Annotated in this window: 15 protein-coding genes and 2 pseudogenes; 14 read left to right on the top strand and 3 right to left on the bottom strand. The window is 71.8% G+C overall.

The genetic code is table 11. The features are described 5' to 3' along the window. The first annotated feature begins 21 nt into the window (after positions 1-21). The 6 genes from SLINC_RS32445 (at position 22) to SLINC_RS32470 (ending at position 9,307) form a co-directional block, all read left to right on the top strand. Positions 22-1,059, top strand: coding sequence for an ABC transporter permease (locus tag SLINC_RS32445; RefSeq protein ID WP_067440609.1), 1,038 nt, complete (start codon positions 22-24; stop codon positions 1,057-1,059). After that, positions 1,056-1,994 (top strand): carbohydrate ABC transporter permease, encoded by a 939-nt coding sequence (locus SLINC_RS32450; protein ID WP_067440612.1) that lies wholly within the window; start codon positions 1,056-1,058, stop codon positions 1,992-1,994. Before SLINC_RS32445 ends, SLINC_RS32450 begins: the two co-directional genes overlap by 4 nt. 128 nt (positions 1,995-2,122) lie before the next feature. Further along, positions 2,123-4,333 (top strand): sialidase family protein, encoded by a 2,211-nt coding sequence (locus SLINC_RS32455; protein WP_067440615.1) that lies wholly within the window; start codon positions 2,123-2,125, stop codon positions 4,331-4,333. Beyond that, a complete protein-coding gene (locus SLINC_RS32460) occupies positions 4,330-6,336 on the top strand; it encodes a beta-galactosidase (RefSeq protein ID WP_067440618.1) in 2,007 nt (668 codons plus the stop codon). Before SLINC_RS32455 ends, SLINC_RS32460 begins: the two co-directional genes overlap by 4 nt. Then, positions 6,333-8,540: a glycosyl hydrolase family 95 catalytic domain-containing protein gene (locus tag SLINC_RS32465; protein WP_067440621.1), complete on the top strand. Its 2,208-nt coding sequence runs from the start codon at positions 6,333-6,335 to the stop codon at positions 8,538-8,540. Before SLINC_RS32460 ends, SLINC_RS32465 begins: the two co-directional genes overlap by 4 nt. A 53-nt stretch (positions 8,541-8,593) precedes the next feature. Then, positions 8,594-9,307, top strand: a complete 714-nt coding sequence (locus tag SLINC_RS32470; protein WP_067440624.1) for a glycoside hydrolase family 12 protein — start codon at positions 8,594-8,596, stop codon at positions 9,305-9,307. Positions 9,308-9,339: 32 nt separating this feature from the next. Here the strand turns inward: SLINC_RS32470 and SLINC_RS32475 are convergent, their stop codons facing one another. From SLINC_RS32475 to SLINC_RS32485, 3 genes are all read right to left on the bottom strand, one after another. Beyond that, positions 9,340-10,527: a sulfotransferase family protein gene (locus SLINC_RS32475; RefSeq protein ID WP_067440627.1), complete on the bottom strand. Its 1,188-nt coding sequence runs from the start codon at positions 10,525-10,527 to the stop codon at positions 9,340-9,342. A gap of 173 nt (positions 10,528-10,700) precedes the next feature. After that, positions 10,701-12,749, bottom strand: a complete 2,049-nt coding sequence (locus SLINC_RS32480; protein ID WP_067440630.1) for a glycoside hydrolase family 31 protein — start codon at positions 12,747-12,749, stop codon at positions 10,701-10,703. Between the two features lie 159 nt (positions 12,750-12,908). Then, the gene (locus tag SLINC_RS32485; protein ID WP_067440633.1) at positions 12,909-13,922 is read right to left on the bottom strand and encodes a LacI family DNA-binding transcriptional regulator; all 1,014 of its coding nucleotides are present in this window, start codon (positions 13,920-13,922) and stop codon (positions 12,909-12,911) included. 224 nt (positions 13,923-14,146) lie between these two features. Between SLINC_RS32485 and SLINC_RS48180 the strand changes: the two are divergent. The 8 genes and pseudogenes from SLINC_RS48180 to SLINC_RS32525 all read left to right on the top strand — a co-directional run. After that, positions 14,147-15,844 (top strand): annotated as a pseudogene (locus tag SLINC_RS48180) (serine/threonine-protein kinase); the annotation flags it as partial. A 169-nt stretch (positions 15,845-16,013) separates the two neighbouring features. Then, positions 16,014-16,376: pseudogene (locus tag SLINC_RS50495) on the top strand (protein kinase domain-containing protein); the annotation flags it as partial. 94 nt (positions 16,377-16,470) lie between these two features. Beyond that, positions 16,471-18,129: an outer membrane protein assembly factor BamB family protein gene (locus SLINC_RS49940; protein WP_067440641.1), complete on the top strand. Its 1,659-nt coding sequence runs from the start codon at positions 16,471-16,473 to the stop codon at positions 18,127-18,129. 269 nt (positions 18,130-18,398) lie between these two features. Next, positions 18,399-20,330 carry an acyl-CoA dehydrogenase family protein gene (locus SLINC_RS32505; protein ID WP_067440644.1) on the top strand — a complete coding sequence of 644 codons (1,932 nt, stop codon included), beginning with the start codon at positions 18,399-18,401 and terminating at the stop codon, positions 20,328-20,330. Between the two features lie 88 nt (positions 20,331-20,418). Continuing rightward, positions 20,419-21,675 (top strand): 1-deoxy-D-xylulose-5-phosphate reductoisomerase, encoded by a 1,257-nt coding sequence (gene dxr, locus SLINC_RS32510; RefSeq protein WP_067440647.1) that lies wholly within the window; start codon positions 20,419-20,421, stop codon positions 21,673-21,675. 8 nt (positions 21,676-21,683) lie between these two features. Continuing rightward, positions 21,684-22,976 (top strand): M50 family metallopeptidase, encoded by a 1,293-nt coding sequence (locus SLINC_RS32515; RefSeq protein WP_107406884.1) that lies wholly within the window; start codon positions 21,684-21,686, stop codon positions 22,974-22,976. A gap of 174 nt (positions 22,977-23,150) precedes the next feature. Then, entirely contained in the window at positions 23,151-24,308 is a 1,158-nt protein-coding gene (ispG, locus tag SLINC_RS32520; RefSeq protein WP_067440653.1) for a flavodoxin-dependent (E)-4-hydroxy-3-methylbut-2-enyl-diphosphate synthase, read from the top strand. Positions 24,309-24,583: 275 nt separating this feature from the next. Beyond that, complete coding sequence (locus tag SLINC_RS32525) at positions 24,584-25,432, top strand: GNAT family N-acetyltransferase (RefSeq protein WP_067440656.1); 849 nt, start codon at positions 24,584-24,586, stop codon at positions 25,430-25,432. The last annotated feature ends 40 nt before the right edge of the window (positions 25,433-25,472 follow it).

A 25,472-nucleotide genomic window follows, 5' to 3' on the forward strand; every position in this document is an offset into this window, starting at 1 on the left:
ACTGAGGCAAGGAGAACAACCGTGTCCCACAGCACGGTGCCTCGCAGCAGGGCCGAGGCAGACGACAGCGCGCAGAAGACTCCGGCGGCGTCCGGCAAAGCTGCCGGAACCCCGCGGGAGAAGAAGGACGGGAAGCTGAGTCTGCGGCTCAGATTCAGACGCGACCGCGTCCTGATCCTGATGACGCTGCCCGCCGTCCTGCTCTTGCTGGTCTTCAACTACCTGCCGATCCTCGGCAACATCGTCGCCTTCCAGGACTACGACCCCTACGTCAGCAGCAACGGCATCGTCGCCATGCTGAACAGCCCCTGGGTCGGCGTCGAGAACTTCCAGCGGATGTTCGAGGACCCGGACTTCTGGAACGCGGTCCAGAACACCCTGGTGCTGTTCTTCCTGCAACTCCTGCTGTTCTTCCCGATCCCGATCGGGCTCGCGCTGCTCATCAACAGTGTGGTCAGGCCACGGGTGCGGGCGATCTCCCAGGCGATCCTCTACCTCCCGCACTTCTTCTCCTGGGTGCTGGTCATCGCCGTCTTCCAGCAGCTCTTCGGCGGCGCGGGCATCCTGTCGCAGCTGCTGCGCGACCACGGGTACGACGGGCTGTCCATCATGACCGACCCGTCCACCTTCAAGTACCTGGTGACGGCGGAGGGCATCTGGAAGGACGCCGGCTGGGGGATCATCGTCTTCCTCGCGGCCCTGTCCTCGGTCAGCCCCGACCTGTACGAGGCGGCGGCGATGGACGGGGCCGGACGCTGGCGCCGGATCTGGCATGTGACGCTGCCCGCGCTGCGCCCGGTGATCGCACTGCTGCTGGTGCTGCGCGTGGGTGACGCGCTGACGGTCGGATTCGAACAGATCCTGCTCCAACGCGATGCCGTCGGACCAGGGGCCGCGGAGGTCCTCGACACCTTCGTGTGGTGGAACGGCGTGCGCAACCAGGACTTCGGCTACGCGGCCGCCGCCGGTCTCGTCAAGGGCGTGGTCAGTCTCGGACTGGTCCTCGCCGCGAACAAGGTGGCCCATCTCATGGGCGAGCAGGGGGTGTACAAGAAGTGACCGCCGTCATCGACAAGCCGCCCGTACCCCAGCGGTCCCGGTGGGCCGCCCCGCCCCGCCCGACATGGGAGGAGGAGCCCAGCAAGGCCGGTGTCGCCGGCAAGGGCCTCGTCCTGGCCCTGGCCTGCTTCGCGATCCTCTTCCCGCTGTGGATCGTGGTCGTCACCAGCCTGTCCTCCCGCAAGACCATCGACGAGGCGGGCGGACTGGTGATGATCCCCAAGGGCATCACGTTCATCGCCTACAAGGAACTGCTGAGCGGCGGCCAGGTCACCCGGGCCACGATCGTCAGCGTCCTGGTCACCCTCGTCGGCACGCTGTTCTCGATGGCCGTGTCGGTGCTGTGCGCCTACGGCCTCTCGCGCATCGGATCGCTCGGACACCGCTGGCTGCTGATGCTGCTGCTGGCGACGATGTTCTTCAGCGCGGGGCTGATTCCCACGTATCTGCTGGTGCAGTCGCTGGGCCTGACCGACAGCTATCTCGCGCTGATCCTGCCGAGCGCGATCAGCGTCTTCAACATCCTGGTGCTGCGCGGGTTCTTCATGGGGATCTCGCAGGAACTCACCGACAGCGCGCGGATCGACGGCGCCGGTGACTTCCGGATCCTGTGGCAGATCGTCATGCCGCTCTCGCGTGCCGTGCTCGCGGTGATCACGCTGTTCTACGCCGTCGGGTACTGGAGCGCCTGGTTCAACGCGTCCCTGTATCTCAACGACCAGGACATGATGCCGCTCCAGAACGTCATGATCCAGCTGGTGCAGAAGCAGGAGGCACCGGTGGGGCTGGGGCAGGCGATCAAGACCGGGCAGTTGTCGGGGCTGGCGGTGCAGATGGCCGTCATGGTGATGGCTCTGCTGCCGGTGGCGGTTCTCTCGCCGTTCGTCCAGCGGCACTTCAAGAAGGGCATGCTCACGGGTGCGGTGAAGGGCTGACCCCTCGCCTTCCCGGCGGGGCGCTTCGACCGGTCGGCGGCTGAACGTTGTTTCGTGGCTGGGCGCGCAGTTCCCCGCGCCCCTGAGTTGGACATCTCCCCCCATTCTCATACAGCGAGGTATGTGTCATGCGCGCGTCCGGTCCGAGTCGTCGTGCGGTTCTTGGTGGGGCTGCGGTTGCTGCCGCGGTCACCGTGATTCCCGCGGTACAGGGGCATGCCTATGGCGCCCCAGCCGCCGCCCCTTCCTACCGCTGGCGTGATGTCGTCATCGGTGGGGCCGGCTTCGTCACCGGTGTTCTCTTCCACCCCTCCGTCCGGGGGCTCGCCTATGCCCGTACCGACATCGGTGGGGCCTACCGCTGGGACGACCGGGCGGCGCGCTGGACCGCGCTCACCGATCACCTCGGGTGGGACGACTGGAACCTGCTAGGGGTCGAGGCGATGGCCGTCGATCCGGCGCATCCCGAGCGGCTCTACCTCGCGCTGGGCACCTACACCCAGTCGTGGGTCGGCAACGGTGCCGTGCTGCGGTCGGAGGACCGGGGCGCGACCTGGGCGCGGACCGACCTCGCGGTGAAGCTCGGGGGCAACGAGGACGGGCGGGGGACGGGGGAGCGGCTGCTCGTCGACCCGAGGGACAGTGACACGCTGTGGCTGGGGACCAGACACGACGGGCTGCTGAAGTCCACCGACCGGGGCGCCACCTGGGCGGCCGCGACCGGTTTCCCGGGCATCCCGAGCGCCACCGGGCAGGGCGTGACGCTCCTCGTGGCCGCCGGACGGACCGTCTACGCGGGCTGGGGCGACTCCGACGGAACCGCCGCCAACCTGTACCGCACGGCCGACGGCAGCAGGTGGGAGGCCGTTCCCGGGCAGCCCTCCGGCACCGCCGCCAAGGTCCCGATCCGCGCCGCGTACGACTGCCTCACCCGTGAGCTGTACGTGACGTACGCCAACGCCCCCGGGCCCAACGGGCAGTCCGACGGCAGTGTGCACAAGCTGGCCACCGTCACCCGCAGGTGGACCGAGGTGACGCCGGTGAAGCCGGGCGGGACCACGAGCGACGGATCCGCCGACACCTTCGCCTACGGCGGGGTCGCCGTCGACGCCCGCCGGCCCGGCACGGTCGTCGTGTCCACCAACAACCGGTGGGCCGACATCGACACCGTCTACCGCTCCACCAACGGCGGCCGCACCTGGACGTCCCTCAAGGACACCGCGGTCTTCGACGTCTCCGAGACCCCCTTCCTCAAGTGGGGCGCCGACAAGCCGAAGTTCGGCTGGTGGATCCAGGCCCTCGCCCTCGACCCGTACGACTCCCGGCACATCGTCTACGGCACCGGCGCCACCCTCTACGGCACGCGGGACCTGAAGAACTGGGCCCCGCAGATCCGCGGCCTGGAGGAGACGTCCGTGCGCCAGCTGATCTCGCCCCCGGTCGGGAAGGCGCACCTGATCAGCGGGCTCGGGGACATCGGCGTGATGTACCACGAGCGGCTCACCGCCTCGCCCTCGCGCGGCATGGCCTCGAACCCCGTCTTCGCGTCGGCGACGGGACTCTCGCAGGCCGCGCGCAAGCCCGCGTACGTCGTGCGGGCCGGGTGGGGCGACAACGGCAACGGTGCCTACTCGAACGACGGCGGACAGACCTGGGCGCCCTTCAAGACCCAGCCCTCGATCGCCAAGGACGCGCCGGGGCCGATCGCCACCAACGCCGACGGCACTGTGCTGCTCTGGGTGTTCGTGCACTGGGACGGCACGAAGTACCCGGCCCACCGCTCGACGGACAACGGGGCCACCTGGACCGAGGTCCCCTCCTTCCCGAAGGGCGCCACGCCGGTCGCCGACCCGGCCGACCCGACGCGCTTCTACGCCTACGACACCGACACGGGCACGCTGCTCGCCAGCACCGACAGCGGCGCCTCGTTCACCAAGGGCGCGACCGGACTGCCCTCCGGGGACAGCCAGTTCGAGCTGGTCGCGGCGCCGGGGCGCTCCGGTGACCTGTGGCTCTCCACCAAGGTGAACGGGCTGTACCGGTCCACCGACGGCGGCGCCACCGTCACGAAGGTCACCAGCACCTCGGCCTCGCACACCCTCGGCTTCGGCAAGGCCGCCGACGGCGCCGACTACCCGGCGCTCTACATGGTCGGCTCGCCCGGGAGCATCACCGCCGTGTACCGCTCCGACGACGGGGCGAAGACCTGGACGCGGATCAACGACGACCGGCACCAGTGGGGCTGGATCGGCGAGACCATCACCGGCGACCCGCGCGTCCACGGCCGCGTCTACATCGCCACCAACGGGCGGGGCATCCAGTACGGGGAGCCGGCGTGAAGCCGGACCTCGGTGCCGCCACCCGCGGCCGCATCCTCTACGGCGGCGACTACAACCCCGAGCAGTGGCCCGAGGAGACCTGGCAGGAGGACGTGCGGCTGATGAGGGCCGCCGGGGTCAACTCCGTCACCCTCGGCGTCTTCTCCTGGGCGAAGCTCGAACCCCGGCCGGGCGAGCGGGAGTTCGGCTGGCTCGACCGGCTGATGGACCTTATGCACGACAACGGGATCGGGGTGGTGCTCGCCACCCCGACCGCCTCGCCGCCGCCGTGGATGGGCCACCTCCACCCCGACACCCTGCCCGTCACCGAGGACGGCCGTACCGAGTGGTGGGGCGGCCGCCAGCACTTCTCGCACTCCAGCGACACCTACCGCCGTTACGCCGCCGCCATCACCGAGGACCTCGCCGCCCGCTACGGCGGCCACCCGGCCCTGACCATGTGGCACATCAACAACGAGTACTGCACCTACGACTGGAGCGAGGGGGCCGCCGCCCGCTTCCGCGTCTGGCTCCGGGCGAAGTACGGCACGCTCGACGCTCTCAACGAGGCCTGGGGCACCGCCTTCTGGAGCCAGGGCTACGGCGACTGGGCCGAGATCCACACCCCCCGCCAGGCCCACTACCTGAAGAACCCGGGCCAGGTGCTGGACTTCAAGCGGTTCACCTCCGACATGCTCCTGGAGTGCTACGTCGCCGAACGCGACATCGTCCGCCGGGCCACCCCGCACCTCCCCGTGACCACCAACTTCATGCCGCTGTGGGTCGGCCAGGACGCCTGGCGCTGGGCCGAGGAGGAGGACGTCGTCTCCGTCGACCTCTACCCCGACCCGCGGGATCCGCTGGGCGCCCAGAACGGGGCCCTGGTGCAGGACATGACCCGCTCGCAGGCCCGCGGTCCCTGGATGCTGATGGAGCAGGCCGCGGGGCCGGTCAACTGGCGGGGCGTCAACCACCCCAAGCCGCGCGGCCTCAACCGCCTGTGGTCCCTCCAGGCCGTCGCCCGCGGCGCCGACGCCGTCTGCTACTTCCAGTGGCGCCAGTCCCGGCAGGGCGCGGAGAAGTTCCACTCCGGGATGGTCAGCCACGCGGGGGAGGAGGGGCGGACCTACCAGGAGGTGAAGCAGCTCGGCGCCGAACTAGCGGCGATCGCCCCCGAGGTGACGGGCCGTCACACCCCGAACGACATCGCCGTACTCCACGACTGGCACGCCTGGTGGGCCGGTGCCCAGGACGGCCGGCTCTCGAACCGGGTCGACCACCCCGACCTGCTCAGGGCCTGGCACCGTGCCCTGTGGGAGGCGCACCTCACCACCGACTTCGCCCACCCGGAGCACGACCTGAGCGCCTACCGGCTCGTGGTCGTCCCGCAGGCGTACGCCCTCACCGACGCGGCGATCGAGAACCTCCTCGCGTACGTCCGCCGGGGCGGCACCCTCGTCTCGGGCTTCCTCACCGGTGTCGCCGACGAGGACGACCGGGTCCGCGCGGGCGGCATGGACGCCCGGCTGCGCGAGCTGTTCGGCATCCGCACCCTGCACGAGTGGTGGCCGCTGGACGCCGGCGAACACGTCGAGTGCGACGGATTCCGCGGCACCCTGTGGTCGGAGGAGATCGACAAGACCGAGGACGCCGAGGCCCGGGCCCGCTACAAGGGCGGCGAGCTCGACGGGCTGCCCGCGGTGCTGCGCAGCGGCCGTGCCTGGTACCTCTCGACGCTGCCCGAGCCCGCGGCGATGCGCGACCTGCTCGCCGGGATCGCCGCCGAGGCGGGCGTCCGTCCCGTGCTCGACGCGCTGCCCGAGGGGGTCGAGGCGGTCCGCCGGGGTGAGCTGCTGTTCGTCCTCAACCACGGGCGCGAGTCGGTGACCGTCGAGGTGCCGGGCGGTCACCGCGACCTCCTGACCGGAGCCGCCCTGAAGGACGAGCTCACCCTCGGCCGGTACGGCGCGGCGGTGCTCAAGGCGGAACCCGACGCACAAGCCGAGGCGGTGCTCGCACCATGACCGACGGCCCCGTCCACGGCACCTGGGAACCGCGCCCGGCCACCCGCTGGGAGGACGGCTTCCTCAGCGGCAACGGCCGCCACGGCGCCCTGGTGTTCGGCGGCCCGGACGACGAGCGGGTCGTCGTGACGCACCACGGCCTCGTCCGCCCCAACGGCTCCGAACACGCCCGCCCGCCCGAGCTCGCCGCCGAACTCCCCGCGCTCCAGGACCGGTTGCTCGCCGGCGACCTGCACGCCGCCGAGAGCTTCACCGACGGACGCCCCCTCCAGTGGGTGAAGCCCTTCCACCCGGCCTTCGAGATACGGCTCCGCCGGCGACCGGGCCACGGCGGCGACTACCGCCGTAGCGTCGACTTCACCACCGGCGTCGTACAGGCCGAGTGCGCGGACGGCGGCAGCCATGTCTTCGTCTCCCGCGCCGACGACGTCATCGTCCACCGGATCACCGCCCCCGACCTGGACATCTCCCTGGACCACCGGCTCCCGGGCGCGCCCCACGACCTGGCCGTCGGCCACGGCGCCGTCCTCACCCCCGAGGGTGCCCTGCTCACCGTGCGGGCCCGCCATGCCGGGAGCGACCGCGCCTACACCGGTGTGACCCTGGTCGTGGTCACGGGCGGCCGGACCACGCTCATCCCCCCGGGCCTGCGGATCGCCGGCGCGGAGTCCGTGCTGCTGCTCACCCGGGTGCTGTCCCACCCGGACGGGCCCGACGCCGAGGACCGGGACGCCCTCACCCACGCCCGCGCCCTCGGCGACCTGCTCCCGGACGGCGAGGACGCGTACTCCGCTCTGCTCGCCCGCCACGCCGACCTGCACCGCACGGCCTACGAGCGCGTGCGTCTCGACCTCGACGCGGATCCGGCCGAACGCGCCCTGCCGGGCTCGGAGTTGCTCACCCGGCCGGAGAGCCCCGCCCTCCTGGAGCGCCTCTTCGCCGCCGGCCGCCACCACCTGCTGTCCGCCTCCGGGATGCTGCCGCCCCGCCTGGTCGGCCTGTGGACCGGCGACTGGAACACCGCCTGGGCCGGAGCCTTCACCAACGACGCCAACCTCAACCTCCAGACCGCCTCCGCCGCTGCCGCCGCGCTCCCCGAAGTCACCGAGGCCCTCGCCTCCCTGATCCACCGTCAGCTGGACGACTGGGCTGCCAACGCCCGCGCGGTCTTCGGCATCCGCGGTGTCATGGCTCCCGCGCACACCGACGGCGAGTCCGGGCTGGCGTACCACTTCAGCCGCGAATACCCCCTGCACCTGTGGACGGCGGGCGCCGACTGGCTGCTCAAGCCGCTCGTCGACCACGACGAGACCCGCGGCGAGAAGGACTCCCGCACGGCGCACGCCCTCGCCCAGGTCGCCCTGTTCTACGAGGACTTCCTCACCCGCACCGACGACGAGGGCCATCTGGTCGTCGTCCCCTCCTACTCGCCCGAGAACCGGCCCGCGAACGCGAGCTGGGGCGCGATCAACGCGGCCATGGACCTGTCGGCCGCCCGGCACGCCCTGCTCACGGCCGCCGAGTACCACCCCGAGCGGGCGAGTCACTGGCGTGCCCTCGCCGACCGGCTCCCGCCCCACCGGATCAACACCGACGGCGCCCTCGCGGAATGGGCCTGGCCAGGACTCGACGACACCTACGACCACCGCCACCTCAGCCACCTCTACGGCGTCTGGCCGCTCGACGAGATCACCCCGTACGACACCCCGGGCCTCGCGGCGGCCGCGCACCGCGCGCTCGAACTGCGCGGCTCCGAGAACGACTCCGCCCACGGCCATCTGCACCACGCCCTCGTCGCCGCCCGGCTGCGGGACGGGGAACGGGTCGCGCACGCCCTCGGGCAGGTGCTCAAGGGGGACTTCTTCCACACCTCCCTGATGAGCGCGCACTACCCGAACCGGCACGTCTACAACGCGGACGCCGCCCACACCCTGCCCGCCGTGCTGATCGAGATGCTCGTCCAGTCGACCCCCGACCGACTGGTCCTGCTCCCCGCGCTCCCCTCGGCCTACCCCACGGGCCGACTGACCGGCATCCGCACCCGGTTCGGCGCGGAGCTCGACCTCACATGGACGCCCGAGGCCGCGACAGCGGTCCTCAGGCCCACGCGCACCCACCGCGTGGAACTCCGTACTTCCTCCGGCACCGAGCCGCTCGACCTCGTCGCCGGGGAAGACCACGTCCTCACCTTGAGGGCGTGGTGATCCCCCCGCATTTCCCCCCGCGATTCCCCCCACCCATGGAAAGGGACGACACCATGGCACAGAGCACACTGCGCAAGATCACCATGGCCGTTCTGGCCCCGGCGATGGCGTTCGGCGCCACCGTCGGTCTCGCCGCCACCCCCGCCGCGGCCGCCGTCTGGAACTCCTGCGCCCAGTACGGCAACACGAGCCTGAACGGCTACACGCTCTACAACAACATCTGGGGCTCCGGCGCCGGCGCCCAGTGCATCTGGGCGAACTCCGGCACCAACTGGGGTGTCAACGCCAACCACCCCAACACCGGCGGCATCAAGTCCTACCCCAACTCCAAGAAGGTGATCAACAAGTCGATCACCTCGCTGACCTCGCTCTCCAGCAGCTACAACGTCTCCGTCCCGTCCTCCGGCGCGTACAACACGTCGTACGACATCTGGGACACCGACTACGACTACGAGATCATGCTCTGGGTCAACAAGACCGGCCCCGTCGGCCCCATCGGCTCCTCGCAGGGCAGTGTGACGGTCGGCGGGCACAGCTGGAACGTCTTCAAGGGCACCAACGGAGCCAACGAGGTCTTCTCGTTCATCCGGACCTCGAACTCCAACTCCGGCACGGTGAACATCCTGCCGATCCTGAAGTGGATCAAGGACACCAAGGGCTGGATGGGCAACGAGACCATCGGTGACGTGCAGTTCGGCTTCGAGATCACGTCCTCGTCCGGCGGCCTGGACTTCGCCGCCAACAACGTGACGGTCAGCGGCGGCTGATCATCCGTCAGGGGCCGGGGCCGGCCGTGCCGTCAGGCGCGGTCGACCTCGGCCCGCAGCGCGTCGTAGTCGGCGAAGACCGCGTCCACGTCGGCGCGCGTCAGGCCGTAGCGGGCCAGATCGTAGGTGTGCCGGGGCCCGCCCTTGGGCCGGGCGGCGACCGAGTCCAGCCGGGCCGCCTCGGCGTCGGTCCAGCGGGCGCCGACGGCGTCGTAGAGCTTCGGGGCGCTCGCGGCCGGGTCGGTGCCGAGCCAGGAGTACGGGACGTCCACCAGCGCCTCGCGGGGAATGCCGGCCCGGGCCGCGAGCCCGCGCTGTACCGAGCGGCTCAGCAGGTCGAGCCAGGTGGCGCCGAGCGCGTGCGGGTCCACCGTGCGCCGGGACAGCGCCATACCGCACTCGACCAGGCTGCAGAACGAGGCGACGGCGGTCGCCGGGTCGCGGTGCGTCCACACGAGCGTGGCGTCCGGGAACACCTCGAACAGGGCGTCGAGGTTGCCGGTGTGCATGGGGGACTTCAGGATCCAGCGGCGGCGCGGACGGCCGTACTGGAGCACCTGGAAGCACTGCTTGAGATGGCGGTAGTCGGGCACGAAGTCCCGCTCGAACTGCCGGGCGTGGTACTCCGGCAGCCGGGCCTGGGACAGCGGCACCAGGGCGTGCGGCAGGAGGAACGTGCACTCCTCCGGGCCCTCGGCGGTCATCGGATGGATGTCGCGGAAACGGGGCGTGAGCAGATACGTGCCGGTGAGCATCCGCTGCGCCGCCTTGACCGCCTTGTGCCGCTCCTGGGGCGAGGGTTCCAGGCCGGGGGCGAGCAGCTCCCACAGGCGGGGGCAGCGGTGGTCCTCGGACAGGGAGAGCACGTTGTGGGTGAGCGTGGTGGCGGTGCGCGGCAGGCCCACCACGAACACCGGCCTCTCGACGGTCTCCCGCTCGATCGCGGGCTGCTCGGCGATCAGCCGCCGGATCCGGGCCCGGTTGGTCAGATGCCTGCGCACATGGCCCTGCGCCGACTGCCAGCCGACCGGCGACAGCTCCTCGTCGGCCGCCCACTCACGCAGCAGGAGCCGGAAGCCGTCGACGAACCACTCGTCCCCGTCCGCCTGCCCGGCCCCGCCGAGGATCCGGTCGAAGACCCGGACCGGGTCACGCCGGGACCCCAGCGCCGGCCGCGTCAGGAGATTGGCCAGCGTCAGGGGCAGGGGAGCGGAGGGCACGAGGCGGCTTCCTTTCGTCGAGGCGGATCTCATCGAGGCGGGGCGACTGCTCGATCGCCCAACCAGCTTGCCTGACTGGTGAGTTCGCCCGAACACCACCCCCCCCTGTGCGGGTGCGGTCGGCCTCTCCCCCGCAGGCCGACCGCACCCGGCCGGATTCCCGGCCGCCGCCGCTACTCGGCGACCGGGAGGCTCGCCCCGTCCCGCAGGAACAGCGGGATGCGGTCCAGCGGGGCGTCGACCGTCACGGTCGTACCGCCCTGGTACGTCTCACCCGTCCACGCGTCCGTCCAGGCCGCGCCCGCCGGCAGATACGTCGTGCGGACCGTGGCGCCCGCCGTCAGCACCGGCGCGACCAGCAGATCGGCGCCGAAGAGATAGGCGTCGTCCACCGACCAGGCCGCCTGGTCCTCGGGGAACTCCAGGAACAGCGGCCGCATGACCGGCAGCCCCTGCTCGTGCGCCTCGCGCATGACCGTCAGGACGTACGGCTTCAGGCGCTCGCGCAGCCGCAGGTAGCGCTCCATGATCGCGCCGGCCTCCTCGCCGTACGACCACACCTCGTTCGGGCCGCCGGTCATCTCCGGGCCGAGCGGCATACCCGGGTCGCGGAAGCCGTGCAGGCGCATCAGCGGGGACAGCGCGCCGAACTGGAACCAGCGGACCATGACCTCCTGGTACGCAGGGTCGCTCGGGTCGCCGCCGTGGAAGCCGCCGATGTCGGTGTTCCACCAGGGGATGCCCGACAGGGAGGTGTTGAGACCGGCCGCGATCTGGCGGCGCAGGGTCGGGAAGTCGGTGCCGATGTCGCCGGACCACAGGGCGGCGCCGTAGCGCTGACTGCCCGCCCACGCCGAGCGGTTGAGGGTGATGACCTCCTCGTCGGCGGCGCTGAGACCCTCGTGGAAGGTGCGGGCGTTCTCGGCCGGGTAGATGTTGCCGACCTCCAGGCCTGGACCCGCCCAGTAGCGCAGGTTCTCCTGGAAGCCCGGCTTCAGCTCCGGCTCGCAGGCGTCCAGCCAGAAGGCGGTGATGCCGTACCGGTCGAGGTAGTTCTCCTTCACCTTCGACCACACGAAGTCACGGGCGTCCGGGTTGGTGGCGTCGTAGAAGGCGACCTGGACGGTGGAGGCGACCTCCTTGTCCGGCCAGTCGGCGTGCGCCATCGGACCGTACTGGGTGCCGATGAAGTAGCCGCGCTGCTCCATGACCGGGTGGTTCTCGGAGAGGGGCGAGACCGACGGCCAGACGGAGACGACGAGCTTGATGCCCATCTCCTCCAGCTCGCGCACCATCGCGGCCGGGTCCGGCCATTCGCTCAGGTCGAACTTCCACTCGCCCAGGTGCGTCCAGTGGAAGAAGTCGCAGACGATCGCGGAGATCGGCAGTCCGCGCCGCTTGTACTCCCGGGCCACGGCGAGGAGTTCGTCCTGGGTGCGGTAGCGCAGCTTGCACTGCCAGAAGCCCGCCGCCCACTCGGGCATCATCGGCGTACGGCCCGTCACCGCGCTGTAGGCGCGCTGCGCGGCGGCCGGGGCGCCCGCGGTGATCCAGTAGTCGATCTGGCGGGCGGAGTCGGCGACCCACCGGGTGCCGTTGTGCGCCAGCTCCACGCGGCCGATCGCCGGGTTGTTCCACAGCAGGGTGTAGCCGCGGCTGGAGGTCAGGACCGGGATGCCGACCTCGGCGTTGCGCTGGACCAGGTCCAGGACCAGGCCCTTCTGGTCGAGGCGGCCGTGCTGGTGCTGGCCGAGGCCGTACAGCTTCTCGTCGTCGTAGGCGGCGAAGCGCTGCTCCAGGCGGTGGTGTCCGTTGCCGACCGCCGTGTAGAGGCGCGAGCCCGGCCACCAGAAGTGGGCGCGCTCCTCGGACAGCAGTTCCGTGAGGTCGTCCGTGCGCAGGAAGCGGATCAGGCCCTCGGCGTCGACCTCGACGGTCAGCGAGCCGACGGTCAGTGACCCCCGCCCGTCCTCGATCTTGACGGCGGACTCGGTGGCCGGCGCCTCGTCCAGCAGTGCGCCCGGCAGCCCCTCCAGGACGGGGCCGCCGAGCCGGGCCCGGACCCGGACCGCGTCGGGACCCCACGGCTCGATGCGCAGGGTCTCCTGACGGCCGCTCCACTCCAGCGCGCCGTCCCGTTCGCGGAACGTGCCGACGGTGGGTGACGACTGCGCGAGGCTGACCTCGCCGGTCGGGATCTGGGTTTCGGCAGGCTGATTCACGTGGGGTGCTCCCGGAGTAAGGAGGACGGGGAGGACGGGGTGGAGACATGGGTGTGCCCCGGTGGGGCACGGTGGTGAAAGAACGTCAGGAGTGCGTGCGGGTGCTTCTGGTGTGCAACTGGAGCTTCTGGGCTGCTTCCGGTGTGCTTCTGTCGTGCTTCAGGACGCCGACGGCGCCGGGCCCGTGCTGGCCCTGACCGTCAACTCGGGCGCGATCAGCACGACTTCGTCGGTGCCCCTGCCTTCGAGCTTGGCCACCAGCCGCGCCACGGCGTGCCGGCCCATCTCCTGAGCGGGGATGGCGACCGACGTCAGCCGCACCGAGGCCTGGACGGCGACCTGGTCGGGGCAGATCGCCACCACCGACACGTCCTCGGGGACGGCCCTGCCCTGCTGGCGCAGCAGGGCGAGCAGCGGTTCGACCGCCGACTCGTTCTGGACGACGAACCCGGTGGTGGTGGGGCGTTCGTCGAGGACCCGGGCGAGGGTCACGGCCATCGCGTCGTAGCCGCCGTCGCACGGCCGGTGCAGCAGCCGCACGCCCAACTCCCCGGCGCGCGACCGCAGTCCGTCGAGCGTGCGCTCGGCGAAGCCGGTGTGCCGCTCGTAGACCGCCGGGGCCTCGCCGATGACAGCGATGTCGCGGTGCCCCAGCTTCGCCAGGTGTTCCACGCACAGCGCGCCCGTCGCCCGGAAGTCCAGGTCCACGCAGGTCAGCTCCGAGGTGTCGGCGGGCAGACCGATGAGGACGGAGGGCTGGTCGGTGCCGCGCAGCAACGGCAGCCGCTCGTCGTCGAGTTCCACGTCCATGACGATCATCGCGTCGGCGAGCCCGCTGCCGGTGACGCGGCGTACGGCGTCGGGACCCTCCTCGCCGGTGAGCAGCAGGACGTCGTAGCCGTGTGTGCGGGCCGTGGTGGCGACCGCGATGGCGATCTCCATCATCACCGGTACGTACATGTCGGTGCGCAGGGGGATCATCAGCGCGATGATGTTCGACTTGCTGCTGGCCAGGGCGCGGGCGCCCGCGTTCGGGTGGTAGCCCAGCTCGCGGATGCTCTCCTCGACCCGCTGCCGGGTGGCACCGGAGATGGACCGCTTGCCGCTGAGGACATAGCTCACCGTGCTCGCCGAGACTCCGGCGTGCTGGGCGACCTCGGCGAGGGTGACCATCCAGCTCTCCAAGCTTTGTGAAGCGCTTCGACAGTGCGCAGTGCGAACAACGGCGGGTGAGGGTGGTTCGACAGTAGCTCCACCGGGAGTGGGTGTCCATAGGTTGTCGAAGCGCTTCGACAAGAGACTTCGACAGAAGGCCCGCGGACCTGGCGGCCCGCTCGGGTGGCGGGCGGCCTGTCCGGTCTTCCCGAGGTGCGGGTTCCTCCCTACCATGACCGGCCGTGGGGGGCCATGGATCGGGGGCGGCCGAGCCCGCGCGGTGGATCGGGCCGTACCGGATCCTCGCGCCGCTCGGCGAGGGCGGCATGTGCGCGGTGCACCTCGGACGGGACCCGCGGGGACGGGCTGCGGCCGTGAAAGTACTGCGTCCCGAGCCGGCGCGGGACGAATCGATGGTGCGGCGCTTCCGGCGCGAGGCCGACGCCGCGTCCGCGGTGCGCGGCCCCGGGGTGGCCCCCGTCCTCGGCTACGACCTCGACGGGCCCGTGCCGTGGCTCGCCGCCGCGTATCTGGCCGGGCCCACGCTGCACGAGGCGGTGACGGCGTACGGGCCTTTCACCGAGGCCGGAGCGCGGGCGCTGCTGGCCGAACTGGCCCGGGCCGTCACGGTGATCCACGAGGCCGGGCTGGTCCACCGGGACCTCAAGCCCTCCAACATCGTCCTCACCCGCGAGGGCGCCCGCGTCATCGACTTCGGCATCGCCCGCCCCGAATACGGCCTCACCCTCACCCAGCCGGGCCTGGCCCCCGCCACGCCCGGCTACGCCCCTCCGGAACAGATCACGGGCCGCCGCGCGGGACCCGCCGCCGACGTCTTCGCCCTCGGCGCGGTCCTCACCTTCACCTGCACCGGCCGCGCCCCCTTCGGCTCCGGGCACCCCGCGGCGGTCGGCTACCGCGTGGTCCACGAGGAACCCCACCTGGACGGCGTACCGGAAGCCCTCGTCGACGTGATCCGGGCCTGTCTGACGAAGGACGCGGCTCACCGGCCTTCACCGGGGGAGCTGGTTCGGTGGGGTGAGGGTTCGGGGGCGGATGTTCCTGGGTTCGGGGGGAGGTTGCTGGGGGTGGGGCCGCCTGTGTCGGGTGGGTCTCCGTCGGGCCCCGAGGGGCCGCGGTGGGGCATCCTGCCTGGCCGATCAAGGCCCGTGCCCGCTCAGCCCGCCCCCTGGCTCACCCCCCTCATCGCCACCGAGATCGACCGTCGGGCCACCGGGGCCGACGCCCTCCTGCGTACCGTCGCGCCGGGGCGACGCGCCTCGCGGCGGGCCTTCCTGGTGGGGGCCGCCGGGGTGTCCGTGGCCGGGACGGGTGTCGGGGTCTGGTGGGTCACCGGCCGGGGCCGGTCGGCCGAGCCGCCGGAGCGGCGCACCGAGAACGGGGTTCCCGTGGCCGAGCCCTTGGCCAGCCCCACCGCCGACATCGTGCCCGCGGCCCTGTGGCAGGCCGGGGGCGTGCACCCGGCGGGGCCCGGCCCGGTCACCGTCGGGCAGGTCGTCGCCGCGGGCGCCGCGGAGGGCGTGGGCGCCTGGGTCCAGCACACCGGACGTCCCGCCTGGAGCTGGACCGGGGACAGGCCCCCCGACCGGCAGGGCGCCCTCCTCGTCGCCGGCACCGCGATCCTCGTCGTCACCGGCGGCGGCGGGGTCACCGCCCTCGACTCCCGTACCGGACGGCCGCGTTGGCGGACCGCGGACATCGGTGCCGTGCAGACCCTCGCCGTCGACGACCGGGCGGTGTACGTCCTCGACCGCCAACGCCACGCCCGCGCAGTGGACCTGACGGACCGTCGGATCGGCTGGACCTCCGAGCGCTCCGTCGGCGGTAGCGGCACCGCCCGGGCCGCCGTGACCCGGCAGCGCCTGGTGATCAGCACCGACGACGGACTGGCCCAGGTCCTCGACACCCTTACCGGCGCCACGAGTTGGACCTGGAACATGGGCAGGCCGGTGCTCTGGAAGGGCGGAGCGGCCGGCGCCCCCGCCCCCGCCGTGCACGACGGAGGCGATGCCGCCGTACCCCCTCACCGACGACGACCCCGCCCTCATCGGAGGCCACCGGCTGCTGGCCCGGCTCGGCGCCGGCGGCATGGGCACGGTCTACCTCGCCCGGACGCCCACGGGCCGCACGGTCGCGCTCAAGGCGGTGCATCCGGCGCTCACCGGCGATCCGGACGTCGTCGAGCGGATCCGCAGGGAGACCGACGCCGTGCGGGCGCTCGGCGACCTGCCGTACGTACCGCCGTTCGCCGGCGCGGGCACGGACGGCGGACGGCCGTGGCTGGCCACCGCCTACGTCCTCGGCCCCTCGCTCGCCGAGGCCGTCGCCGCCCACGGCCCCTGGCCCGAGCGGCCCGTCCGCGCCCTCGCCGCCCGGCTCGCCACCGCGCTGGCCGCGCTGCACCGGGCGGGCGTCGTCCACCGGGACCTCAAGCCCTCCAACATCCTGCTCACGCCCGCCTGCCCGGTCCTCGTCGACTTCGGTATCGCGCAGACCGCGCACGCGCCCCACCCGCGCAGGCGAGAGCCCCGGCACCCCCGCCTACATGGCCCCCGAGCAGCTCGCCGCCGACGGCCCGGCCGGTCCACCCGGCGATGTGTTCGCGCTCGGCTCGGTGCTGACGTACACCGCCTGCGGCCGGCCGCCCTTCGGCGAGGGCCGGCCGGCCGAGGTGCTCTACCGCATCACCCACCAGGACCCCGAACTCGAAGCGGTGCCCGAGGAGTTGCGGCCCCTGCTCGCCGACTGCCTGGCCAAGGAACCGGGAGCGCGCCCGACGGCCGCCGCCGTCGCCGAACGGGCGGGCGGCCAGGGCTGGTTCGGCGACCGGCTGCCCGCCCCGGTGCTCGCCGACATAGCCGCCCGCACCGCCCGGATCGGCGGCCCGCCGCCGCCCCGCACCGCCTCGGCACCGCCCGGCTCCGCCCGCCTCACCCGCCGCCGGCTGCTCACCGGCGCCGCCGCGGTCGCCCTCGCCGGAGCGGGCGGCGCCGTCTGGGCGACCCGGCCCGAGGAACAGCGGGCCGGGCGGACGGCCAAGGCGCCCGAGCCCGGCGCCTCACCGTCCCGGACCGGGGCCGGGCGCCCTGGCGGACCACTGGGCGGACCGCCGGGCGCCCGCTGGGAGTACCGCGCCGACGTCAACGTCGGCACCCGCCGGGTGGCCGCCCTCGTCGACGGCACCCTCCTCGTCCCCGCGAGCGACAACCAGGTCCACGGCATCGACGCCCGCCGGGGCGCCCCGCGGTGGACGGCCGAGGGCATCGGCGGCCACCTCAGGGCATGCGGGACGGCGGCCGTCGGCCGGGGCACGGGGCCCAGTGGCCGGCTCGCCGGCGTCGAGGCGTCCGACGGCCGGGTCTGGTTCAGCGCCCCGCTCGGCGTCAGCTTCGCCCTGCTGCTCGCCCCCGTGTTCGCGGCCGACACCCGGACCGTCTACGCGATGGGGCACCGGCCCGGCGCCGGCTACGGCGACAAACCCCAGGACCTGGAGCGCCACCTCCTCGCCTACGACCTCGCCGCCCGCCGGCTGCGCTGGCGCCGCCGCCTGCCGCCCAGCGACGCCGAGGGCGCGGTCGGAGCGGTCGCCGAAGGGGTGCTGCTGTTCCTGGAGAACGACGCGGTCACCGCCTACCGGGCGGACAGCGGCGCCCCGATGTGGCGCCGCGCCCTGGCCGCCACCGCCCTGGACCGCAGGTACGACGAGCTGACCGACCGCACGGTCGCGGCCGGGCACGGCGTGGCCGTGATCGGGGGACGCGGCTGCCTCTGCGTCGACCTGCGCACCGGCCGCACCCGGTGGAGCGTGGACCCGGAGGAACTGGGGACGGAGCTGAAGGGGCATGTCATGTACGGCGGTTCGACCATCGCCGGTTCCGCGGTCTACGTGACCATCGTCGGCCAGGACCTGGTGGCCGTCGGCCGTGACGACAAGAAGCGGCTGTGGAGCTGGGAGCGCCCCGGCACCCTCTCGGGCGGCGCCTCGCCGCCACCGCTGCTAGCGGGCGGCTACGTCTTCCCGCAGACCGGCAACGGCCTCGGAGGGGCCCCCGAGGACGCGGTCGCCGTCGATCTGCGCACCCACAGGACGGCCTGGACGCTGAAGTCCGTCGACAGCGAACCCGCCGACGTCCAGCTCCTCGCCGACCCCCGCACCCTGTACGTCCTGCGGGGCAACCGCCTGCGCGCCCACCCGCTGCCCTGACGGCAACCAGCATCGCTGCCCCCGCCAGTCCAAGACGGCGAAGCCCCTCGTCGCCACCACGGCCGCCCTCGGCGTCTCCGGGCACGGGCCGCCCGGACACCAGGGCGTACTCGGTGGACATCGGCTGAACGGCGGCACGTGACCGGGTGCAAGGGGTGGTGGGGTCGGCCGGGATCGGGTACATACGATCGGGTAGCACCGGTCGGTAACCAATAGGCCGTCGGTCAGCAAAAGGCCCCAAGATCCCGATTCGCGGCGAGGTGAGCCTGATGTCCGCAGCACCTACGAAACCCACCGTCACCGAGCGCGAGGCGCGCGAGGTGGCGGAGGCGGCCCGGGAACAGGACTGGCGCAAGCCCAGCTTCGCCAAGGAACTGTTCCTCGGCCGCTTCCGGCTCGACCTCATCCACCCCCACCCCATGCCGCCCACCGAGGACGCCCAGCGCGGCGAGGAGTTCCTCGCCAAGCTCCGCGACTTCTGCGAGAGCAAGGTCGACGGCGCCCTCATCGAGCGCGAGGCACGGATCCCCGACGAGGTCGTCAACGGCCTCAAGGAACTCGGCGCCCTCGGCATGAAGATCGACACCAAGTACGGCGGCCTCGGCCTCACCCAGGTGTACTACAACAAGGCGCTCTCCCTGGCGGGCTCCGCCAGCCCGGCGATCGGCGTGCTGCTCTCCGCGCATCAGTCGATCGGCGTACCGCAGCCGCTGAAACTGTTCGGCACGCCCGAACAGAAGGAACAGTTCCTGCCCCGCTGCGCCCGCACCGACATCAGCGCCTTCCTCCTCACCGAGCCCGACGTCGGCTCGGACCCGGCCCGGCTGGCCACCAGCGCCGTGCCCGACGGGGACGACTACGTCCTCGACGGCGTGAAGCTGTGGACCACCAACGGCGTGGTCGCCGACCTCCTCGTCGTGATGGCCCGGGTGCCGAAGAGCGAGGGCCACAAGGGCGGCATCACCGCCTTCGTCGTGGAGACCAACTCGCCCGGCGTCACCGTCGAGAACCGCAACGCCTTCCTGGGCCTGCGCGGCATCGAGAACGGCGTCACCCGCTTCCACCAGGTCCGGGTCCCCGCCGCGCACCGCATCGGCCCCGAGGGCGCGGGCCTGAAGATCGCGCTGACCACCCTCAACACCGGCCGCCTCTCGCTCCCCGCCTCCTGCGTCGCCGCCGGCAAGTGGTGCCTGAAGATCGCCCGCGAGTGGTCGGCGGCCCGCGAGCAGTGGGGCAAGCCCATCGCCCACCACGAGGCCGTCGGCTCGAAGATCTCCTTCATCGCGGCGACGACGTTCGCCCTGGAGGCCGTACTGGACCTGTCCTCGCAGATGGCGGACGAGGACCGCAACGACATCCGCATCGAGGGCGCCCTCGCCAAGCTCTACGCCTCCGAGATGGCCTGGCTCGTCGCCGACGAACTCGTCCAGATCCGCGGCGGCCGCGGCTTCGAGACGGCCGAGTCGCTCAGGGCCCGCGGCGAACGCGCGGTCCCCGCCGAACAGGTCCTGCGCGACCTGCGCATCAACCGCATCTTCGAGGGCTCGACGGAGATCATGCACCTCCTCATCGCCCGCGAGGCGGTCGACGCCCACCTGTCCGTGGCCGGTGACCTCATCGACCCGGACAAGTCCCTGGGCGACAAGGCGAAGGCGGGCGCGAACGCGGGCGTCTTCTACGCGAAGTGGCTGCCGAAACTGGTCGCGGGGCCCGGTCAACTCCCGAACTCCTACAGCGAGTTCAAACGTGAGGTCGACCTCTCCGGACACCTGCGCTACGTCGAGCGCACCGCCCGCAAACTCGCCCGCTCCACCTTCTACGCCATGTCCCGCTGGCAGGGCCGGATGGAGACCAAGCAGGGCTTCCTCGGCCGGATCGTCGACATCGGCGCCGAACTGTTCGCGATGAGCGCGGCCTGCGTCCGCGCCGAACTCCTGCGCTCCACCGAGGCCCACGGCCGCGAGGCCTACCAACTGGCCGACGTCTTCTGCCGCCAGTCCCGCGTCCGCGTCGAGGAACTCTTCGGCCGCCTGTGGAACAACACCGACGACCTCGACCGCACGGTCGTCAAGGGCGTGCTCTCCGGCACCTACACCTGGCTGGAGGACGGCATCGTCGACCCCTCCGGCGACGGCCCGTGGATCGCGGACGCGACCCCCGGCCCCTCGCAGAAGGAGAACGTCCACCGCCCGATCCGGTGACCGGCCCATGACAGCGCGTCCCCCTCACGCCCCCCCGTGAGGGGGACGCGCTGTCCTCATACACCGTCCTTACGGCCACAATGGAGGGATGAGTGACAGTCCAGCCCCTCTCGCCGATCCGCACCGCGTCCACGACCCCCTCGCGGGCGACGGTCCCAAGGACGTGGTGATTCTCGGTTCCACCGGATCGATCGGCACCCAGGCCATCGATCTCGTGCTGCGCAACCCCGACCGTTTCCGGGTGACGGCACTCTCGGCCAACGGCGGCAGGGTCGGCCTCCTGGCCGAGCAGGCGTACCGGCTGAGGGCGCGGACCGTCGCGGTGGCCCGCGAGGACGCCGTACCGGCGCTGAAGGAAGCGCTGACCGACCGTTACGGCACGGGCGAGCCGCTTCCCGAGATCCTCGCCGGACCGGACGCGGCCACCCAGGTCGCCGCCTCCGACTGCCACACCGTCCTCAACGGCATCACCGGCTCCATCGGCCTCGCCCCGACCCTCGCCGCCCTGGAGGCGGGCCGCACCCTCGCGCTCGCCAACAAGGAGTCGCTCATCGTGGGCGGCCCGCTGGTCAGGGCCCTCGCCGAGCCCGGCCAGATCATCCCCGTGGACTCCGAGCACGCGGCCCTCTTCCAGGCGCTGGCGGCCGGCACCAGAGCGGACATCCGCAAGCTCGTCGTCACCGCCTCCGGCGGCCCCTTCCGCGGCCGCACCAGGGCCGAGCTAGACCGGGTCACCGTCGAGGACGCCCTCGCCCACCCCACCTGGGCCATGGGCCCCGTGATCACGATCAACTCCGCGACCCTCGTCAACAAGGGCCTGGAGGTCATCGAGGCACACCTCCTCTACGACATTCCCTTCGACCGCATTGAGGTGGTCGTGCATCCCCAGTCGTATGTCCACTCGATGATTGAGTTCACGGACGGATCCACGATCGCCCAGGCCACGCCCCCCGACATGCGCGGACCGATCGCCATCGGCCTCGGCTGGCCCGACCGCGTCCCCGACGCGGCCCCGGCCTTCGACTGGAGCAAGGCTTCGACCTGGGAGTTCTTCCCCCTCGACAACGACGCGTTTCCGTCGGTGAACCTGGCGCGACACGTGGGACAGCTCGCGGGCACGGCCCCGGCGGTGTTCAATGCCGCCAACGAGGAGAGCGTGGAGGCCTTCCGGGCCGGCGCGCTCCCGTTCAACGGGATCATGGAGACCGTGACGCGGGTCGTGGAGGAGCACGGCACCCCGCGCGGGGGAACCTCGCTCACCGTCGCGGACGTCCTCGAAGCGGAGACCTGGGCGCGGACCCGGGCCCGGGAACTGACGGCACAGACGGCGGAGGCCCGTGCATGACGACCCTGATGTTCATCCTCGGCATAGTGCTCTTCGCCATCGGCCTGCTGGTGTCGATCGCGTGGCACGAGCTGGGGCACCTGTCCTTCGCCAAGCTCTTCGGTATCCGCGTGCCGCAGTACATGGTCGGCTTCGGCCCGACGATCTTCTCCCGCAAGAAGGGGGAGACCGAGTACGGCATCAAGGCCATCCCGTTCGGCGGCTACATCCGCATGATCGGCATGTTCCCGCCCGGCCCGGACGGCCGTCTGGAGGCCCGCTCCACCTCGCCCTGGCGCGGCATGATCGAGGACGCCCGCTCGGCCGCCTTCGAGGAGCTCAAACCCGGCGACGAGAACCGCCTCTTCTACACCCGTAAGCCGTGGAAGCGCGTCATCGTGATGTTCGCGGGCCCCTTCGCCAACCTGGTCCTGGCGGTGGCGCTGTTCCTCACCGTTCTCATGGGCTTCGGCATCTCCCAGCAGACCAACACCGTCAGCTCGGTCTCCCAGTGCGTCATCGCCCAGAGCGAGAACCGCGAGAAGTGCGCCGCGTCCGACCAGCCCTCCCCGGCCGCGGCCGCCGGCCTCAAGGCGGGCGACAAGATCCTCTCCTTCAACGGTGTGAAGACCGACGACTGGAACAGGCTCTCCGACCTCATCCGCGCCAACCCCGACAGGACGGTCCCGATCGTCGTCGAGCGCGACGGCAAGGACGTCACCCTCACCGCGACGATCGCCTCCAACCAGGTCGCCAAGAAGGACTCCAGCGGCCAGTACGTCCAGGGAGAGTACGTCACCGCCGGCTTCCTCGGCTTCAGCGCCGCCACCGGCATCGTCAAGCAGGACTTCGGCGACTCCGTGGTCTGGATGGGCGACCGCGTCGCCGACGCCGTCGACTCCCTCGCCGCCCTGCCCGGCAAGGTCCCGGCCCTGTGGGACGCGGCCTTCGGCGACGCCCCGCGGGAGCCGGACTCCCCGATGGGCGTGGTGGGCGCGGCCCGGGTGGGCGGCGAGATCTTCACCCTGGACATCCCCCCGACCCAGCAGCTGGCCATGGCCCTGATGCTGGTGGCGGGCTTCAACCTCTCCCTGTTCCTCTTCAACATGCTCCCGCTGCTGCCCCTGGACGGCGGCCACATCGCGGGCGCCCTGTGGGAGTCGCTGCGCCGCAACGCGGCGAAGGTGCTGCGCCGTCCCGACCCCGGCCCGTTCGACGTCGCGAAGCTGATGCCCGTCGCCTATGTGGTGGCCGGAATCTTCATCTGCTTCACCCTGCTCGTGCTGGTCGCGGACGTGGTCAATCCGGTCCGCATCTCCTGACGGCCGCGGGTGGGCCGGCCGTCGGCCGGCCCACCGGGCACGTGGCGCCGGACACCATGGAGTGGACCTTCGCGGATCCCTGTCCCGTCCGTTCACGTCCTTGCCGTAATCTCAAGGGCGAGGCCGCTTCCCACGGGGCCGGATCTTGATCCACGACATGGGGTTGCACAGCAGATGACTGCGATTTCTCTCGGCATGCCGTCCGTTCCGACCAAGCTCGCCGAGCGCCGGAAGAGCCGGCAGATCCAGGTCGGCACGGTCGCGGTGGGCGGTGACGCACCGGTGTCGGTCCAGTCGATGACGACGACCCGTACGTCCGACATCGGCGCGACCCTCCAGCAGATCGCCGAGCTGACCGCCTCCGGCTGCCAGATCGTGCGCGTGGCGTGCCCGACGCAGGACGACGCGGACGCGCTGTCGACGATCGCCCGCAAGTCGCAGCTCCCGGTGATCGCGGACATCCACTTCCAGCCGAAGTACGTGTTCGCGGCCATCGAGGCCGGCTGCGCGGCCGTCCGCGTCAACCCCGGCAACATCAAGCAGTTCGACGACAAGGTCAAGGAGATCGCGCGGGCCGCCAAGGACCACGGCACCCCGATCCGCATCGGCGTCAACGCGGGCTCCCTGGACAAGCGCCTGCTCCAGAAGTACGGCAAGGCGACGCCCGAGGCCCTCGTCGAGTCCGCGCTGTGGGAGGCCTCGCTCTTCGAGGAGCACGACTTCCGCGACATCAAGATCTCGGTCAAGCACAACGACCCGGTCGTGATGATCGAGGCCTACAAGCAGCTCGCCGCCCAGTGCGACTACCCGCTCCACCTCGGCGTCACCGAGGCGGGCCCGGCCTTCCAGGGCACGATCAAGTCGGCCGTCGCCTTCGGCGCCCTCCTCTCGCAGGGCATCGGCGACACCATCCGCGTCTCCCTCTCCGCGCCCCCCGTGGAGGAGGTCAAGGTCGGTAACCAGATCCTGGAGTCGCTCAACCTCAAGCAGCGCGGCCTGGAGATCGTCTCCTGCCCGTCCTGCGGCCGCGCCCAGGTCGACGTCTACAAGCTCGCCGAAGAGGTCACCGCCGGCCTCACCGGCATGGAGGTCCCCCTCCGCGTAGCCGTCATGGGCTGTGTCGTCAACGGCCCCGGCGAGGCCCGCGAGGCCGACCTCGGCGTCGCCTCCGGCAACGGCAAGGGTCAGATCTTCGTCAAGGGCGAGGTCATCAAGACCGTCCCCGAGTCCAAGATCGTCGAGACCCTCATCGAAGAGGCCATGAAGCTCGCGGAGCAGATGGAGGCGGAGGGCGTCGCGTCGGGCGAGCCCTCCGTGGCCGTGGCGGGCTGAGGTCTCGCTTTCCTCGCCCCCGCCGCCCCTCTGCGGGTGGGTGGGGGCTGGCCGCGCAGTTCCCCGCGCCCCTGGGTTTCTCAGCCCGTCCGGCGTTTGAGGACGAGGCCCCTTCAGGGCCGACAGCGGGGGCCTGGGGGCGGCAGCCCCCAGTGACGGCCACACGAACACACCCCCACCCCAAAACAAACCGGCACCGAAACACGGGTCGGCACTGCTCAGCATCCGCAGGTACAGTGCGGAGATCAGCAGACCCCAGTTGTGAGGCCCCGCCCGTGTTGACCCAGACCACCTCCCGGGTCCTCGAACCGAGCGACCTGGACGCCGCGCTCGCCGTCCTGGACCGCGAGCCGGTCGCGAACGCCTTCGTGACGTCGAGGGTCCAGGTCGCCGGCCTCGACCCGTGGCGGCTCGGCGGCGAGATGTGGGGCTGGTACGAGGACGGCATGCTCACGTCCCTGTGTTACGCCGGCGCCAACCTGGTCCCCATCTGCGCCACCCCGCGCGCCGTCCGCGCCTTCGCCGACCGCGCCCGCCGGGCCGGCCGCCGCTGCTCCTCGATCGTCGGCCCCGCCGAGTCCGCCGCCCAGCTCTGGCGCCTGTTGGAACCCAGCTGGGGCCCGGCCCGCGAGGTCCGCTCCCACCAGCCCCTCATGGTCACCGACCGCATGCCCACCGACATCGCCCCGGATCCCTACGTCCGCCGCATCCGCAAGGACGAGATGGAAACGATCATGCCGGCGTGCGTGGCCATGTTCACCGAGGAGGTCGGGGTCTCCCCGATGGCCGGCGACGGCGGCCTGCTCTACCAGGCCCGCGTCGCCGAACTCGTCGGTTCCGGCCGCTCCTTCGCCCGCCTCGACGAACACGGCAAGGTCGCCTTCAAGGCCGAGATCGGCGCCGCCACCGACCGCGCCTGCCAGATCCAGGGCGTCTGGGTGGCCCCCGAGTACCGGGGCAGGGGCCTGGCCGCCCCCGGCATGGCCGCCGTCCTGCGCTACGCCCTCGCCGACGTGGCCCCGGTGGCCAGCCTCTACGTCAACGACTTCAACACGGCGGCGAGAAGGACGTACAGGCGAGTCGGCTTCCAGGAGGTCGGCGCGTTCATGAGCGTCCTGTTCTGAGCCGGCCCGAGGGCAGCGCCGCCGCGCGGGCGCGACCGGC

Origin of the sequence: Streptomyces lincolnensis, from assembly GCF_001685355.1 — a bacterium.
GTDB lineage: Bacteria > Actinomycetota > Actinomycetes > Streptomycetales > Streptomycetaceae > Streptomyces > Streptomyces lincolnensis.